The sequence below is a fragment of the Nostoc sp. genome (assembly GCF_036917235.1).
Taxonomy (GTDB): Bacteria; Cyanobacteriota; Cyanobacteriia; order Cyanobacteriales; family Nostocaceae; genus Nostoc.
Genome location: NZ_JBALDU010000091.1, coordinates 45,233 through 61,834 on the forward strand (window position 1 = coordinate 45,233; position 16,602 = coordinate 61,834).

Consider the following 16,602-nt stretch of genomic DNA (forward strand, 5'->3'; position numbering starts at 1 on the left):
GATGAATGACGAATGACCATGCAAATTTTAGATTTTAGATTTTGGATTGAAAAAAAATCTAAAATCCGCAATCTAAAATCCAAAATTGATTGACCAATGACTAAGGACAAAAACCATGCTACAAGACAAAGAACTAGAAATCCAGATGCAGTTTCTGGAAGAAGCAACGGATTACTTAAATACCTTAGAAGGGGTATTGCTGGAAATCGATACTAGTAACCGCATCGATTTAGACAAAATCAATGCTGCACTCCGGGCCACTCATTCTATTAAAGGTGGCGCGGGGATGATGGGATTTAAATCGCTAAGTGATTTATCTCACCGTTTGGAAGATTCCTTTAAAGTTTTAAAAACTAAAAAAAATTCTTTAGAAATTGATACTCAGTTGCAAAGTTTATTGCTATCTGGAGTTGACTGGCTGCGTCAAATTGTCGAATTGCTTGCAGAAGGGAATGTTGTCGAAGATCAGTGGTTAGCAACTTTTTGTTATCCCATCTTCGATGAGTTGCACGATCGCTTGGGCGACCCCACCCCAGAAGATGCCTCAACTATGCTATCCCCAGAGGACGGGCAAGACGTTATTCCTTTGCTATTTGCCACAGAAGTAGAAGAGTGTTTGCAGCGTCTAGAATCTATATTGGCAGATAGCCAACAAGCAGGATTGCATGAAGAAATTGCGATCCTGGCAGCTGAATTAGGTGGTTTGGGAGAAATGCTCCAGTTGCCGGCTTTTAGCAAGCTTTGTGAGTCGGTAACGCAGCACTTGGAAACTGTTAGTAGTGATCGCATTCCTGAAATTGCCCAGTTAGCATTGCAAGCATGGCGGCGATCGCAAGCTTTGGTGCTGACGAATCAGCTAGATAGCTTACCTACAGAAATTGACTTGGGTAGTTCTACGCAATCTCTGCCGCTATTAGCAGCAGAAGTAATACCACAGCTTCTTCCTACAGATGTCCTCGACACAGAAGTAGTGTCAACAGCTGTTTGGCAAGCAGAGATAACTCCAGAAACTTGGGTTAAAGATGAAGCAATCGCAGCCAATTTTACATTTGTAGATGCAGAATTTGCCGACGATGTAAATTCTGTCAATGTAACTGAACACAATACAATATTTGCTAAAGAAGAGAATCCTCCCGATGCAAAATTTAGCGAAGGCAAAGGAGAGCCAGTTGCCGTTGGGAAAGAAAGAGAAATTCATGAAAATAGCGTCCGAGTCCCTAGCAAGCAGCTAGAGCAAATTAATGACTTATTTGGCGAACTAATTGTTCAGCGAAATGGCTTAAACTCGCAATTAGAAAGATTACGCAAACTCGTTCGCAACCTCAACCAACGAGTTCAAGTTCTCGACCGCGAAAACCAGGAATTACGCATAGTCTCCGACAAAATTTCCACTCAAGCTACCATGTTTAATGGAGCGCATCTACAAGCTGAAAATGGTCATCAAGTAGAAGGTACAAACACAGAATTTGATGCCTTAGAAATGGATCGCTATAACGAATTAAACCTGCGATCGCAGGAAGTTATGGAAACCATTGTTCAGGTACAAGAAGTTACGACAGATGTGCAACTAAGTGTAGATGATACAGACCATATTGCTCGTAAACTAAACAAAACATCGAAACAATTACAAACCAAGCTAAATCACATCCGAATGCGGCCGCTGTCCGATTTAATCGAACGTTTTCCCAGAGCTTTACGCGATTTAAATGTCGAGTATGGGAAAAATGTCCAGTTAAAAATTGAAGGTGGCAACACTTTAATTGAACGCAGCATTTTAGAAGCTTTAAATGAACCTTTAATGCACCTATTAAGGAATGCTTTCGATCATGGTATCGAAGACTCTGCCACGCGTCGCCTTTTGGGTAAACCAGAACAAGGATTGATTGAAATTACAGCTACTCACCGCAGCAATCGCACCCTCATTACTATCCGTGATGATGGTTGGGGCATTTCTCTGGAGAAAATTCGCACCCGCGCCTTAGCTATGGGATTGGATGCTTCTCTACTGGCTAATGCTAGTGATGAAGAACTATTATCACTAATTTTTGAACCAGGGTTTACTACCTCCGAACAAGTCACAGCATTATCTGGTCGCGGTGTCGGTATGGATGTGGTTCGCAACAACCTCAAACTAATTCGAGGAGATGTGAAAGTTGATACGGAACCAGGAGTTGGTACTACCTTCACCCTCTCAGTACCATTTACACTTTCCGTTGCGCGAGTTCTGCTGGTAGAAATCAATAAGATTCTATTAGCATTTCCCACAGATGTCATTTCAGAAATATCTTTACTCCAAGACGAGCGAGTTTTTGAAATGGCTGGTAGCGAAGTTTTAAATTGGCAAGGAACCATGCTGCCACTGATTCGCCTAATGCGTTATTTAGAGTTTAATTGCCTACGCTACGATAGCGCAGAGTTGGAAATTCCGGCAGCCATTAGTACTAACAGTGTCTTAGTAGTCAAAGGTAATAATCAGCCAGTAGCTATCCAAATAGATCGTTGCTGGGGCGAACAAGAAGTTGCGATTCGCCAAGTTGAAGGGAATATACCTTTACCTGAAGGCTTCAGCAACTGCACAATTCTCGGTGATGGTCGAGTCGTCCCACTAGTTAATGTTAATGAGTTGCTGTATTGGATTGCTACCAATAAAAAGACACCGAGAGGAACTCAGTTACCATCAGCAAGGTTAAAAACTCCGTTCCTGATATTTGATGAAGAGAAAATTTCAGCAGCATCTATTAAGCAGAAAGGCACAATTTTAATCGTAGATGATTCGATTAATGTTCGCCGCTTTTTAGCCCTGACCCTTGAAAAAGGAGGGTATCAAGTAGAGCAAGCTAAAGATGGTCAAGATGCCTTAGAAAAACTCCATAGTGGATTGAAGGTTGAGGCAGTAATTTGTGATATTGAAATGCCTCGCCTTGATGGTTATGGCTTTTTAGGTAAGGTAAATTCAGACGTTGATACAAAAAATATTCCAGTTGCGATGCTGACTTCTCGTAGCAGCAATAAGCATCGGCAACTAGCTATGCAATTGGGGGCACGGGCTTACTTTTCTAAACCTTATAACGAACAAGAGTTATTACAAACCCTGGAGGAAATAATTCATCCTGTCGCAGAAAAGGTAGCGTCTAATTGATAATTCATAATTAGATTTTAGATATTTTTGTAGGGTGCATTAGCCTTTGGTATAACGCACTATTTTATACCAATTTAAAATAAAAATGTGGCAAACAGACCATTTGTAGAGACGCGATTCATCGCGTCTTTACCCAAGGATGTGTTGCAATCATTAATTGAATTGGTATTAGTATCCTCGCGACTAGAAGTCGCGGCTACACAGACAAAATCCGCACTTCGACAAGCTCAGTGACCACCTGCGCGGGTTAAAAGACTGATTTACATCACAATACGCTTGGGTTAAAGGCTACTGGCAAAAATTTTGGTTTTTGAGACGCGAGAAATCGCCGTCTCTACAATTGTTTTATTATTATCTGAACTGTATTTATTGATATCAGTAATAATTGCGCAGCTTTTGCGTAATACTATTTGTGTGAGTTGAAAGAATTTCTATATCAATTCAACTTGTAGTGAATTTATGGTAACTGTAACACTGACGGCTGTTGCTACTGCGATCGCAACTACACTTTGGACTAAAGCACAGGAGAAAATCGGCGAAAATATCGGCGATGCTACATGGACACTAGGTGGTAAGTTAATCGGATTACTCCGCCAGAAGAAGAAAGTGCCATCTCTTACCAGTAATGAACCGCAGCGTTTAGATTATGGTCAAGCAGTGCTGGAACTGAAATCAGCAGCAGACACAGACCCAGAAATTGCTCAAGCTGTTGTGGAAGTGGAAGCAGCAGCAAAAGCCGAACCAAAACTCACTCAAAAAATTCAAGAAATAGAAAATACTCTCAAGTCTCAACAGCCAACTATTCAAAATCTGACGCAGCTAGCAGAAAAAATTGGAGTTGTAAATCAAGGACAGATAAATAACCAAACTAATAACTTCACTTTTTGACTACAGTCGTCCCAAGGGGAGGATGGGACAAAGTTAACTCCCGATGACTGGTGTAAAATCTGCTATGAAATACTCGCAGAACGGCGAAAGCTGACTACAAATCCTCTGACATCAACTGAAGGAGTTGCCCTGCAAGTTGATGATATTTACGTGCCACTGGGATTAGTTGAGCGCAAAAAACCATCCAAGCCTCAAGGTGATATTTCTCCAGAACACGGTTCAGAACTGTACAAAGAGACAGAAATCACCAAAACATTTGAGCATGATGCATTTCTCGAAGAAGTTCTCAAACAGAGGAACACGTCTAAAAGTCAAGGTAAGCGAATTGCAATTATTGGCGAACCAGGAGCAGGAAAGACAACACTGTTACAGCAGATTGCTGATTGGGTATCTCGTGAGATTCACCAGTCGATTGTGATTTGGGTATCTTTAGCAGATTTGCGAGAGAAGGAACTAAAATCTTATCTGTTTGAGACTTGGTTAACTCAGGTGGCTGAGAAAACAGGTAAAGCTAAAGCCACTGAGCAACTAAAAAATGATTTTGTTGCTCTGTTTAATCAAAATAATGTGTGGCTGCTGTTAGATGGGTTAGATGAAATGTCCGCATCTTCAGGTAATCCTCTCACAGAAATTGCTCGACAATTTCGTGAAACAGGGTTAATTTCTCAAGCGCGAATTGTGCTGACCTGTCGGGTCAATCTGTGGGATGGCAGCAGTAATGCACTTGATGATTTTGATACTTATCGCAGTTTAGATTTTTCTTATCCACAACAAGTAGAGAGATTTATTTACAAATGGTTCGCTGCTATTCCCGAAACTGGGAAGCAGTTATGTACTGCGTTGAAAGAATCAGGTAAAGAACGGATTCAGGATTTAGTGAAAAATCCTCTGCGGTTGACGCTGCTGTGCTTGAATTGGCAATTAGGAGATGGCAAATTACCGGATACTCAAGCGGGACTTTATCAGCAATTTGTTGATGAGTTCTACAAGTGGAAAAAAGCCGAATTTGCTACAAACTCTCACCAGCGTCAGCAACTCAATGTCAAACTAGGGGAATTAGCTAAAGCAGCAATAGACAAAGAAGCAACCCGTTTTCGCTTACGGCAGGATTTTGTGAGTCAGTTCTTAGGTGATGCTGATGATGAAAATTCGTTGCTGAAATTGGCGCTAAATCGCGGCTGGCTAAACTGTGTAGGGATAGATACAAATAGAAAACCTGTTTATGCTTTCTTTCATGCCTCATTTCAAGAGTACTTCGCTGCAAAAGCAATTGATGACTGGCATTTCTTTCTTAACCATATTCCTCACAATCCCAGTCAAGGAACTTATCGCATCTTTGAACCGCAATGGAAACAAACAATATTACTTTGGTTGGGGAGAGAAGAAAAAAATCTTAAACAGCAAAAGCAACTGTTTATCGATGCTTTAGTGAACTTTAAAGATGGATGTCGAAAATTTTATGACGTTCGCGCCTATGATTTAGCAGTAGAAGGAATTACAGAGTTTGGGAATTATTTTAGAACAGAAGAAATATTAGCGCAATTTAAGTTGACAATTAATCATTTCAATTTAATCCAAGAGGAAGCTAGATCAGTACTGCAACAAACAGACCGCAAACAAGTGATTGTTGCCTTGGTGGTATTGGCGCAATTAATTACTATTATCGATGACCGCACCCGTTGGCTGGCAGTAGGTAGCTTAGGGGAGATTGACCCTGGTAATCAAGATGCGATCGGTGCCGTTGAGTCACTGGAGCCATATTGGGATTTAAAGGACTTCCCTGATCTCCCATGTAATCAAGATGATATCGCCGCCTCAGTGCAACTGCTGCAATCACCTGATGTGGATGACGACACCCGTAGGCAGGTAGCAGATAGCTTAGGGGAAATCGACCCAGGGAATCAAGATGCGATCGCCGCCTTAGTACAACTGCTGCAATCACCTGATGTGCATAACTCCACCCGTAGGCTGGCAGCATATAGCTTAGGGAAAATCGGCACAGGGAATCAAGATGCGATTGCCTCCTTAGTGCAACTGCTGCAATCAAATCATTTGGATGACTTCACCCGTATGCTGGCAGCATATAGCTTAGGGCAAATCCACCCTGGTAATGAAATTGCGATCGCCGCCTTGGTGCAACTGCTGCAATCAACTACTGTCAATGACGATAAACGTAGAGATGCAGCAGGAAGCTTAATGCAAATCGGCAAGGGCAATGAGTTTGCGATCGCTAGCTTGGTACACTTGCTGCAATCAAATCATTTGGATGACTTCACCCGTTTGCTGGTAGCACATAGCTTAGGGCAAATCCACCCTGGTAATGAAATTGCGATCGCCGCTTTGGTGCAAATGCTGCAATCAACATCTGTGGATTACTACACCCGTAGAAAGGCAGCAGGAAGCTTAGGGCAAATCATACAAGACAATAACCATCGGTTTAAAGCAGTTGAAGCTACAAGTCGTTATTGGCGATTGGATTATAATTTCTACAATTTAGCCTGGGAATGTGCCCAAAATATGCATTACCCTGATTTTTACCAAGCTTGGCATCAGCATAATGTTGCTACTCGTGCGATGCAAAGCTTAAAGAAAATCCTCTTCACAAAAATAATTTAAGTCCTTTTGCAGCAGCAACGTTACAAATAAAGTTGCCGTAAGAACAACATCTTGTCCATTCGTTACGAACACAAGTTGTTTCGTTATGAATGCTTATCCGTTGGTAACGAAAACTTATGCGATCGTTAACAACACAACTTGTTTGGTTACGAATGCTTATCTATTTGTGGCAAACGCTTATGCAATCGTTACTAACATAACCTGTTTGGTTACGAATGCTTATCTATTTGTGGCAAACGCTTATGCGATCGCTACCACAGCTTAAGCAAAATTTATCAATACAAGTTTTAACCAAAGCTTACAGCTATTTTCAGGTAAGCAGCAACATCACTAGAGTTTAAACTCGCTACCTAAAATCCCAGGACAGAAAATGCTAAGATTCCAATTAAATATAGCATTTACACAGCTATGACAACCACGCTGCACAAATCAATATTTTTAGCAGAGTTCCTGAAACTGCCAGAAACAAGATTAATATCCGAGATTTTTTTAATTTTGAAAAATTAATCCGAGGATTTTTAGGTGATAAAAAACAATAAAAAAAAGGCTATTGCTCAAGCTATTTCCACAACCGTTGCTCTGGGTTGGATGATAATGGAAGTGGAATCAGCACAAGCTGCTACCTTGACGGCGGCTCTCGATAGCATCACCATCGGTGGCAATTTAACTATCTCTACTGATAAACTCTATATTAAGGGTGGTAGCAAGAATTCACGAGTAGCAGGCACCCTAACTATTACAACCAATGCTCTGACAGTCAGACCCGGTGCTATTATATCGAAACCAGTACCCGAACCAAGTGCGATCGCTTCTGGTAGCAATCATTCAGGAGCAGCAGGCACCCTAACTATTACAACCAATACTCTTACAGTCAGACCCGGTGCTATTATATCGAAACCAGTACCCGAACCAAGCGCGATCGCTGCTGGTAGCAATCATTCAGGATTAGGAGGTAACATAACTCTTACAATCCCTGACCTTATTATATTGAAACCAGTACGCAAACCAAGCGCGATCGCTGATGATAGCAATAATAATTCAGGAGTAGGAGGTAACATAACTCTTACAACCTCTAACCTGATTCTGAGAAGAGTACCTGAAACAAGTGCGATCGCTGCTGGTAATATTAATTCAGGATCAGCAGGCAACATAACTATCAACTCTGGTACTTTGATATTGAACCCTGGTGCTATTATATCGAAACCAGTACCCGAACCAAGTGCGATCGCTGGTACTCTACTTGCTGGTAGTCTGGCTTGGCTGGTGAAGAGAAAGCAAGTAGTATTTCGCAAAGCGAAGGTATAATTAGTTATTAAAATAAATTTGTAGATGAAATAGTTTAAATAATTAGCCCGCACAAACGGGCTAATTATTTTATGGGCAATTAGTCGGACATAATATCAATTACCTGAAACTAAAATAATTCCAGGAACCTTTCTTAAGCCTCGACTTTTACACCCTTCCAGAAGGCCACATAACCTTCAATATTCTTAGCCTTCTCCTTGGTACTGGGATAATACCAAGCAGCATCTTTATTGGTTTGTCCCTCAACTTCGATACTGTAGTAACTGGCAACACCTTTCCAAGGACAAGTAGTGTGGGTGTTACTTTCAGTAAAATACTGCTTGTTAATGGTGTCAACAGGGAAATAATGGTTGCCCTCGACAACTACAGTATTATCACTCTCGGCTAAAACAACTCCATTCCAAATTGCTTTCGGCATAAATGACTTTGTAAATAAACTATACATATAACATTTTTACACTATCAGCTTATTTGTAGTGAATTTATGGAACCGTGACGCTGCCAAAATAGTTCAGAAGTCATGAAGAGGCAATGAGTTACAGGATTTCCCTCTAGATATTAATTACAATCACTTTTATTTATCAATTTGAAAATTAAAAGCATTTGCTTACATCATAAAGATTTTCTAGCATATTGGTATGGAAAGTTTATTAGCCAAAACAAAGTTAAATTTCGGTTGATAGCCTCAAGCAAAAATCTCTAAATATCTGAGTAAGCGATGCTAACGCACTTTCTAGAAATAGTTGTCAGCTAAAGATTTTATTTAGCATATCTTTGCATCTTTTAAATTCTGACTAAACCTGCTCAGAATGTTCAATTTCTCCAATTTTGGTGAATTTGAATAACGCGCTTGAGTAATTAACAAATCAATCTATCAAATGAACCGATCTAAAAGGTTGAGATTAATAAAACAGTGGACTCTATTACTAGAAAATACTGATTTTAATTGCATTTTCTTCTAATTGAGGATAAGTCTATGAAATTCACAAACTCGCTAAAATCTGCACATATTCTTGCTTGGATTAACTCTATGCCTAAAATCACTTGCTTTCATCAAGCCAAGAATCACAATAGCCCATCAATAAACACAGTCGTAAACTCTGACACTTCCCTTAGATATTCCACGAATGCCAATTATCTCAAACCTTTTGATACTGCTTCTATTGCCTATTACATGATGGGTTTTGGTAATTTTGAATGAGCTAAGTTACTTCTATGCTTTTGAGATGTAGCTTATATCATTTTATCAATTACAGTTTTGTTTCCAAAACACTCCATTCTTACCCTTAGTAATTCTCTTAAAAGCTTATTTGTCAAGCTTGGGGGGAATTACCTCACTCAAATACGTGAGTAATAAATCAACAAATACGGTGACCTAATCACAAAAGCTTGAAATTACTAAAAATAAGACTGTATTACTTTAAAACACTAATGAATCTCTACCAAGGATAAAATCATGAAATTCACAATTTTGCTCAATTCTGCACTTATCATTGCTTCTATGGCTTTTATACCTGGAATTGCTGGTGCTCAAACAGTTAATACTAACAATGGTGGTGGACAAATAAATACAGATGTCAACTCTAATACTTTACGTAAAAATCCTACAGATACTAAATATCTGCAACCCTTTAATATTGCCTTTCTAGCTTATCAAGGTTATTTAAAAGAGCAGGGTATTCCCAGTGGGGGCACTTTGTTATTCAAATACCAAACCGGATACTTGACTGCGAAAGATGTGGTTCAAGCTGCTATCAGGGCTAATAAGTTACCAGCGGAAGTTTTGAACGATCGAGGTTACGTCAACGCAGTCGAGTTACAGATGAAATCATTTGGCGATATTAATGATTCACAATAAACAATTTAGGAATGCTGGAATCAATCTCCGCATCTCCCTATAATTTTAGACGCGATAAATCGCTGTCTCTACAATAATCAGTCTTTCGTCTTGATGGCGATTTATCCCGCTTTTGAATTGATTAGGTTTGAAAGAAAGTCGCACACAGCGTTAGAATAACTGAAAATATAAGGAGAATCAAAGTTTGTGGCGAATATATTCCACATGCCCAAATTACCCATGCCACCGTCTCTTTTGGGGTCAGAAGTTGGTTCTTTTACTGAGTTTACAGTTACTCAACGAATGCCTGCGATCGCTCGCAAAGTTATCGCTGAAAATAATTTCTCGTCTGAAATTAATGCCAGCTTAGAAAACCTGGCTACAGAACTGCCAACAGGGTTTTTTCAACCTCTTGTAAATGACACCGCTGTAGATTTCTCAGCCTGGAATACATATTTAGAATTATATAAAGGTCAGCGTTGGCTAGATGTTCCTTGGTTTTTTGCCGAAACTTATTTTTTTCGGTTAATTCTAGAAATTACCAATTATTTTCGCCCTGGTGTCTGGCAAGGTATCGATCCATTTGAGTTACAAAAGTCTCAAAGTTTAGAAGTATCTTTGGATTCGATTATTCTACTGTGTGCTCAGGCTAACAATTGGTTAAATAATTCTCAACTGAAGGGAGAATCAAATCAAACAGCTTTAATCGCACTGTTATATTTTGCGTTGTGGGGAAATCGAGTTGACTTGAGTTTATGGTCAGCATCCGAGAGCGATCGCAGTCGTTTTGATATTCAAACCCAACTAGCTCATATTTTAGTAAATGATGCCTCCCAAGTCAGGGAATTATTAATCAACTCTCAAAGGGGACGGATTGATTTTGTTGTAGACAATGCTGGTTTTGAACTTGTTTGTGATTTATGTTTAGTAGACTTTTTATTAAGTAGCGGACTGGCTAATCAGGTTTACCTACACTTAAAGCCACATCCGACTTTTGTATCTGATGCCATGATTAAGGATGTACATGACACAATAAGTTTTTTAGCAGTTACTGGAAATCAACAACTTACATCCTTTACCCAAAGACTGCAAGACAATATTGCATCAGGGCATTTAGTACTATCTGAAGATTACTTTTGGACATCGCCTTTAGCCTTTTGGGAAATACCCAACTCCCTCAAAAATGAGTTAGCCAATGCGAGTTTGGTTATAGTCAAAGGAGATGCTAATTATCGCCGATTATTAGGCGATCGCCATTGGAATCTTACCACCAACATTGCAGATATAGTCTGCTACCTACCCGTGCCAATGGTAGCTCTACGCACCCTAAAGTCAGAAGTAGCAGTTGGTTTAAAACCAGAAGTTATTGAGAAAGTAGCAAAATCTGACTCTTCTTGGTTGACAAATGGACAGTGGGGTGTAATTCAGTTGGTAGTTTAGGAAATTTTGAAAAATCGAGATAATTTGTAAAAGAAGTATACGTATCTTCACTACTTATAGGGTCGTCTACCCTACCCGTATCGCTACAACCAGCTTAGGATAGACTAGAAGAACTTTCTAAGGAAAATGGTAGAAAAAATCACAGCTGTGTTTAATGGCAAAGTGTTCTATCCGGCTGAACCGATCGCACTGCCAATTAATACCCGCGTGCGAATCAGTATTGAAATTTTACCGCCAAGCGAACATGAAACGGTATCATTTTTGCAAACGGCGCGATCGCTCAACCTGGAAGGGCCGCCTGACTGGTCTGCCAATATAGATAAATATTTGTACAGTAAATAAACTTTTCATGCATTCTGAAGTCTTTCTTGATACATCATTTGCCATTGCCTTATCTGCACCGAGCGATCGCTTGCATGACCGAGCCTTACATCTGGCTAAAATGTTACAAGCAGCAGAAACTCGTTTGGTGACAACACAGGCGGTGATGTTGGAAATTGGCAATGCCTTATCCCAACAACCTTATCGTCAGGCGGCAATCATATTATTAAATTCTCTAGTAGCAGACTCCAAAGTCGAAATTGTCCCCCTTTCCCAGGAACTTTACGAACGTGCTTTCGAGCTATATCGCGAACGAACAGAGAAAGAATGGGGATTTGTCGATTGCATATCTTTTATTGTCATGCAATATAGCGGAATCACTGAAGCACTGACCGCCGATGAGCATTTTCAACAAGCAGGCTTTCGAGCCTTACTGCGAGAAAATTTGCCGTAAGGATTTGGGGATTGGGCATGGGGCATTGGTTATTCACAAATGACAAATGACAATTAAATATTTCGTTACAATCGGTGTGTGCATTAGGCATTCAAGAGTTATCAGCCATGAAATTGATTTCCGATCCACCGATTCCTGTGAAAATTCAAAAGATGAAGGAACGGGTGCGGTGGATGCATCCAAGTTTTGTGCAACGGGGAATTGACCAAACCAGTCTAGTTATTGACGATCGCAAGCAAGATAATCCAGAATTTTCCTTTATGGTTATCGGCGATTCCGGCACTAAAACCCATTCTCGACACCATCCCCAACGAAAAGTTGCCGAACTGATGCTGACTCACCGCGATGATTGCAGCTTTGTGTTGCACACTGGCGATGTAATCTATGTGGTGGGTTCCCAAGAATATTATTCAACAAACTTTATTGAGCCTTACCGGGAATTTCTTGTCGGTGGTGACAACCCGAAAAGCATTCCTTATGACCGTATGGTGTTTAATCTGCCCTTCTTGCCAGTACTTGGTAATCATGATTACTACGATGTGCCGTTAATGTACCGTTTATTTACTGGCACAACATCGTCACTGCGTCGCCTGTTCCGCTACAAAGATATCGAGATTGGCTGGCATGGCTCGTATCAAGGTAATGCTTATGCACGAGCATTTATGGACTACACTCAGGCGATGTCTCCACAAGAGTTAGAACGTCATTTAGATCGGCACTACACTGCAAAGACCAACAAAGGGCGTTGTTTGCGTTATGAACCTGGACAGTTTACCCGTTTACCCAATCGCTATTACACCTTTCGTTACGGCGGGATTGACTTTTTTGCACTCGATTCTAATACCTTTAATACACCATCACCTTTACCTGCAACTCAAGAGGGGGAAATTTACCGTCGGGAATTACAAAAGCGTCGCCAAGAAATAGATCGAGAAGAATTGGAGATTTTGGGAATATGCGATCGCCTCAACCCAGATAAACCCACCGAAGCGGAACTACTTGATGACTTTAGTGCCAAATTAGACCAAATAAACGAAATCAAAATTGACATTGAAAAACAACTAGCATCTCATCAAATGCCTGCGATCGATTTTGAACAACTTGAATGGTTGCGAAGCAGATTAATCGAATCTTGGAATAACTTAGAGGTGCGTGGACGTGTAATATTTTTCCACCATCCTCCATACGTCACAGAAGCTACCAAGTGGAATCAGGCCCAAACCTTGGCGGTTCGTCACCGTTTGCGCTGGGTGTTTGAACAAGTCGCAGAAACTCTTGGTACTCTAATTAAAGAACGTCCCATAGTCGATTTGATTTTAAACGGTCACGCTCACTGTTTAGAGCATCTTTGCACAACTGACACCGGATTTGCAGACTCGCATATTAACTGTATTATTTCTGGTGGCAGCGGTCATCGTCCCCGCTATCAACGGCGAGAAGGGACTGAATTGATGGAAACTTTTGCTGAGATTGCAGGTAAACCCACTCGGAAAGTTGCGGATTCAACGCTATTTGTGGGCCGTCATAACTACAATTTCCACAACCGACTGCCTTATTCATGTGTGCGGATTGATGTTTTGGATGGTAGCCCGCCCAAGTTTATCATTAGACCGTTGATTACTGAACGGTTTGAACAAGAGTGGCATAACACGGAACTTGAACCTTTTGTTATTTAAATGGGATACGGTAAGTAATTGAACTACATCATTCCCCATCTCATTTAAAAATCAAATCTCAGTGCTACTGGATTGCTTTGAGTGATTCTGTTGGTGTTTTACCAAATGCACCTTTGCATTGAGACAAAAGCTAGGTATATCCTAATCTTAAATAGAGTTACGATCATCTCAAATTATGGCAGGACACAGTAAATGGGCAAATATTAAGCGCCAGAAGGCGGTAGTAGATGCAAAAAGGGGAAAAACCTTCACTCAGTTATCGCGGGCGATTATTGTTGCGGCTAGAAGCGGCGTGCCAGATCCGGCGCTGAATTTTCAACTTCGTACAGCAGTTGACAAGGCAAAGGCTGCGAGTATTCCCAATGATAATATTGAACGAGCGATCGCTAAAGGTGCAGGCACTTTTGGCGGCGATAGTGCTACTTTTGAAGCGATTCGCTACGAAGGTTATGGCCCTGGTGGTGTAGCGATTTTAATCGAAGCCCTCACAGATAATCGCAATCGCACTGCTGCTGATTTACGTGTAGCTTTTAGTAAAAATGGTGGCAATCTTGGTGAAGTCGGTTGCGTTAGCTGGATGTTTGAACAAAAAGGCGTTTGTGTTGTGCAGGGTGTGCTTGACGAAGAACAGCTTTTAGAAGCATCCCTCGAAGGTAGTGCCCAGTCTTATGAAATGACTGAAGATGAGATGGCTGAGGTTTTTACTGATATTGGAAATTTAGAAACTCTTAGCCAGACACTCAAAAATCAAGGCTTTAAGGTAACTGATGCCGAATTGCGCTGGATTCCTAGTAATAGTGTAGAAGTTACCGATCCCGATCAGACGCGATCGCTTTTCAAGTTAATTGATACTCTAGAAGGCTTAGATGACGTGCAAAATGTCACAGCTAACTTTGAAATATCGGAAGAATTGATATCTATCGCCATTTCCTAATCAAAATTAACCCAAGTATCATATAGCAATCCGATTTGATTTCTGAATCACTCGTAGAGGTAAGGGACTGGGGACTGGGAAGAAGGAATAAAGGTGTACTGAGTTTTGTTCAAAAATCAAATATGAGTCCTATAGCCAAATTACAGTTATTTGGATGGTGTCCAAATTGTTACATTGAAGATTGAAATGCCAGCAAATATTCTTTAGCTAAGTATTCCACGTAAGCCCATACGATTCAATTAAGCTTTTTTGATGAAAATTCTAGATTGTCTTGACGGCGATTCATCGCGTCTCTTGCCTTAACCGAGTAAATCCTATATTTGACGGATGTAAAAACAGACATGAAAGATTCATATCAATTACAAACTTATGACATACGTCTATTGGATAGTTAAATTGTTGATTACCTAATGAGGATTTTCAAGTGAATAAGTTCGCTAAAGCTTTACTTTTGGCTCTAATTTTTGCTGCACCTGTAACCGCTTTTGCATCTCAAGCTCAAGCTAAAACTATCCGTCATACTAGCGTAAAATCTGCTAAAGTTCATCACACTAAGCATCACAGACATCATGCTAAAAAACTAGTTCATAAACACTTATAAATAGTTACTATTAGTCGTAAAAGTTTCTAGTAGCTCTGTAATCAAGTTTAGTGTTGGTTTCTCTGAAAAGATAACTGTATTATTTAACCCCGCTGGAATCCCTACCAATCAGCGGGTTTTTTTAATTAACTTGCTCAAGGGTGCGAGCGTATAAAAATCAAAGTTAAAGCGATCGCCTAATCGTATCTGCTACCATTCAATTTAGTCTTCAAAACATATATGAAAGCAGACTATTTAGAAGAATCACTTTTTCGTGAGTTGGAGGAGCGTTTGCTTCAACCCGATGTCCGAAAGTCAGCTAAAGATATCATGGATTTACTTGCTGACGAGTTCATTGAATTCGGAAGCTCAGGGCGTGTTTTTAATAAACAGCAAATTATCGAGAGCTTGCAGAATGAACCTATCCAACCCATGACTCAAAGATTGATAACAGAATTCAAAATGTTAGTTTTAATAACAGGGGTTGTTTTAGTAACTTATCGTATAGTCAGACATATATCTGACGAACAACCTGTTCATTCGCTGCGAAGTTCCATCTGGAAATTAAACAACGATCGATGGAAAATGATCTTTCATCAGGGCACTTTAGTTAGAGAATCATCAGTGCAGTATAATAAGTAACTGCCTAAAATTATTTAGAGTCAAAGTTTTGCATAAAAAAGACTCAAGCATTCCTGCCTGAGCCTTTTCTAAATTCAATTAAGCTTAGTAGCGGTTGTTGCTACGGTTGTAGCCACCGCCACCACCACGGTTTCCACCAAAGGAACCACTACTTCTGTCTTCTTTAGGCTTGGCTTTATTTACCTTAAGGTCACGACCAAGCCATTCAGCACCATCAAGAGCTTCAATAGCTTTTGCTTCTTCATCTTCTGAACTCATTTCCACGAAAGCAAAGCCGCGTAAACGACCTGTTTCACGGTCAGTGGGTAGTTGAACACGCTTTACAGCACCATATTCTGCAAATACAGCACTCAGCGCATCTTGTGTAACATCATAGGAGAGGTTACCTACGTAAATTGACATCGAATGTCTCCAAAATCATAAGTTTGTAGAGATTTAGATTTCGGAGAGAAGTCTGTAATACCAAAAGGAAAAAGCCTGTCAATACTAAAAACAAACACTGTCGCCGAATTAATTCTCATTTCACTTCCCATGATGACATAGGAACCAAATTTCTGCGTAAAAGTTTGAAAAACTGTTATAAAAAGTTATATAAGCGGTTAATAGCTAGATGCTGGCTAGTCTCAAAACGGGTGAGGCTCTAGTAAACCGCACCCATGAGATTGACTAATCCACTGGTAGAGTCGATGCCCGGTATTATCCGGGGCACCTCTCTGTTAAATCTGGGCGTGCGATTTTCACCGCACCCAGCTTCCGATGTTCTCAGCTTG

At 40.4% G+C, this 16,602-nt stretch carries 17 protein-coding genes; 15 read left to right on the forward strand and 2 right to left on the reverse strand.

The genetic code is table 11. The features are described 5' to 3' along the window. The first annotated feature begins 115 nt into the window (after nucleotides 1–115). The 6 genes from V7K44_RS25775 (at nucleotide 116) to V7K44_RS25800 (ending at nucleotide 7,948) form a co-directional block, all read left to right on the forward strand. Nucleotides 116–3,139: a hybrid sensor histidine kinase/response regulator gene (locus V7K44_RS25775; RefSeq protein WP_334935712.1), complete on the forward strand. Its 3,024-nt coding sequence runs from the start codon at nucleotides 116–118 to the stop codon at nucleotides 3,137–3,139. An 87-nt stretch (nucleotides 3,140–3,226) separates the two neighbouring features. Next, nucleotides 3,227–3,373: a hypothetical protein gene (locus tag V7K44_RS25780; RefSeq protein WP_334935714.1), complete on the forward strand. Its 147-nt coding sequence runs from the start codon at nucleotides 3,227–3,229 to the stop codon at nucleotides 3,371–3,373. A 225-nt stretch (nucleotides 3,374–3,598) separates the two neighbouring features. Further along, nucleotides 3,599–4,027 (forward strand): hypothetical protein, encoded by a 429-nt coding sequence (locus tag V7K44_RS25785; protein WP_334935716.1) that lies wholly within the window; start codon nucleotides 3,599–3,601, stop codon nucleotides 4,025–4,027. 150 nt (nucleotides 4,028–4,177) lie between these two features. Continuing rightward, nucleotides 4,178–6,643 carry a HEAT repeat domain-containing protein gene (locus V7K44_RS25790; RefSeq protein WP_334935718.1) on the forward strand — a complete coding sequence of 822 codons (2,466 nt, stop codon included), beginning with the start codon at nucleotides 4,178–4,180 and terminating at the stop codon, nucleotides 6,641–6,643. Nucleotides 6,644–6,728: 85 nt separating this feature from the next. Next, a complete protein-coding gene (locus V7K44_RS25795; protein WP_334935720.1) occupies nucleotides 6,729–6,908 on the forward strand; it encodes a hypothetical protein in 180 nt (59 codons plus the stop codon). Between the two features lie 257 nt (nucleotides 6,909–7,165). After that, on the forward strand, nucleotides 7,166–7,948 hold the full coding sequence (locus tag V7K44_RS25800) for a PEP-CTERM sorting domain-containing protein (RefSeq protein WP_334935722.1): 783 nt from the start codon (nucleotides 7,166–7,168) through the stop codon (nucleotides 7,946–7,948). A 133-nt stretch (nucleotides 7,949–8,081) separates the two neighbouring features. Here V7K44_RS25800 and V7K44_RS25805 read toward each other — a convergent pair whose 3' ends face one another. After that, complete coding sequence (locus V7K44_RS25805; protein ID WP_289799246.1) at nucleotides 8,082–8,366, reverse strand: DUF427 domain-containing protein; 285 nt, start codon at nucleotides 8,364–8,366, stop codon at nucleotides 8,082–8,084. Nucleotides 8,367–8,924: 558 nt separating this feature from the next. Between V7K44_RS25805 and V7K44_RS25810 the strand changes: the two genes are divergently transcribed. From V7K44_RS25810 to V7K44_RS25850, 9 genes are all read left to right on the forward strand, one after another. Continuing rightward, on the forward strand, nucleotides 8,925–9,149 hold the full coding sequence (locus tag V7K44_RS25810; protein WP_334935725.1) for a hypothetical protein: 225 nt from the start codon (nucleotides 8,925–8,927) through the stop codon (nucleotides 9,147–9,149). A gap of 255 nt (nucleotides 9,150–9,404) precedes the next feature. Then, a complete protein-coding gene (locus tag V7K44_RS25815; RefSeq protein WP_334935727.1) occupies nucleotides 9,405–9,806 on the forward strand; it encodes a hypothetical protein in 402 nt (133 codons plus the stop codon). Between the two features lie 204 nt (nucleotides 9,807–10,010). Further along, nucleotides 10,011–11,225 carry a damage-control phosphatase ARMT1 family protein gene (locus tag V7K44_RS25820; protein WP_334935743.1) on the forward strand — a complete coding sequence of 405 codons (1,215 nt, stop codon included), beginning with the start codon at nucleotides 10,011–10,013 and terminating at the stop codon, nucleotides 11,223–11,225. Nucleotides 11,226–11,351: 126 nt separating this feature from the next. After that, nucleotides 11,352–11,567: a hypothetical protein gene (locus V7K44_RS25825; RefSeq protein WP_181928639.1), complete on the forward strand. Its 216-nt coding sequence runs from the start codon at nucleotides 11,352–11,354 to the stop codon at nucleotides 11,565–11,567. Nucleotides 11,568–11,574: 7 nt separating this feature from the next. Continuing rightward, nucleotides 11,575–12,000 (forward strand): type II toxin-antitoxin system VapC family toxin, encoded by a 426-nt coding sequence (locus V7K44_RS25830; protein ID WP_094349077.1) that lies wholly within the window; start codon nucleotides 11,575–11,577, stop codon nucleotides 11,998–12,000. Nucleotides 12,001–12,107: 107 nt separating this feature from the next. Then, the gene (locus tag V7K44_RS25835) at nucleotides 12,108–13,676 is read left to right on the forward strand and encodes a metallophosphoesterase family protein (protein ID WP_334935730.1); all 1,569 of its coding nucleotides are present in this window, start codon (nucleotides 12,108–12,110) and stop codon (nucleotides 13,674–13,676) included. A gap of 175 nt (nucleotides 13,677–13,851) precedes the next feature. Beyond that, on the forward strand, nucleotides 13,852–14,610 hold the full coding sequence (locus V7K44_RS25840) for a YebC/PmpR family DNA-binding transcriptional regulator (RefSeq protein ID WP_334935732.1): 759 nt from the start codon (nucleotides 13,852–13,854) through the stop codon (nucleotides 14,608–14,610). Nucleotides 14,611–15,034: 424 nt separating this feature from the next. After that, entirely contained in the window at nucleotides 15,035–15,211 is a 177-nt protein-coding gene (locus tag V7K44_RS25845) for a hypothetical protein (RefSeq protein WP_334935734.1), read from the forward strand. Nucleotides 15,212–15,430: 219 nt separating this feature from the next. After that, nucleotides 15,431–15,832, forward strand: coding sequence for a nuclear transport factor 2 family protein (locus V7K44_RS25850; protein ID WP_334935736.1), 402 nt, complete (start codon nucleotides 15,431–15,433; stop codon nucleotides 15,830–15,832). A gap of 84 nt (nucleotides 15,833–15,916) precedes the next feature. Here V7K44_RS25850 and V7K44_RS25855 read toward each other — a convergent pair whose 3' ends face one another. Next, a complete protein-coding gene (locus V7K44_RS25855) occupies nucleotides 15,917–16,234 on the reverse strand; it encodes an RNA recognition motif domain-containing protein (RefSeq protein ID WP_334935738.1) in 318 nt (105 codons plus the stop codon). Nucleotides 16,235–16,602 lie beyond the last annotated feature (368 nt).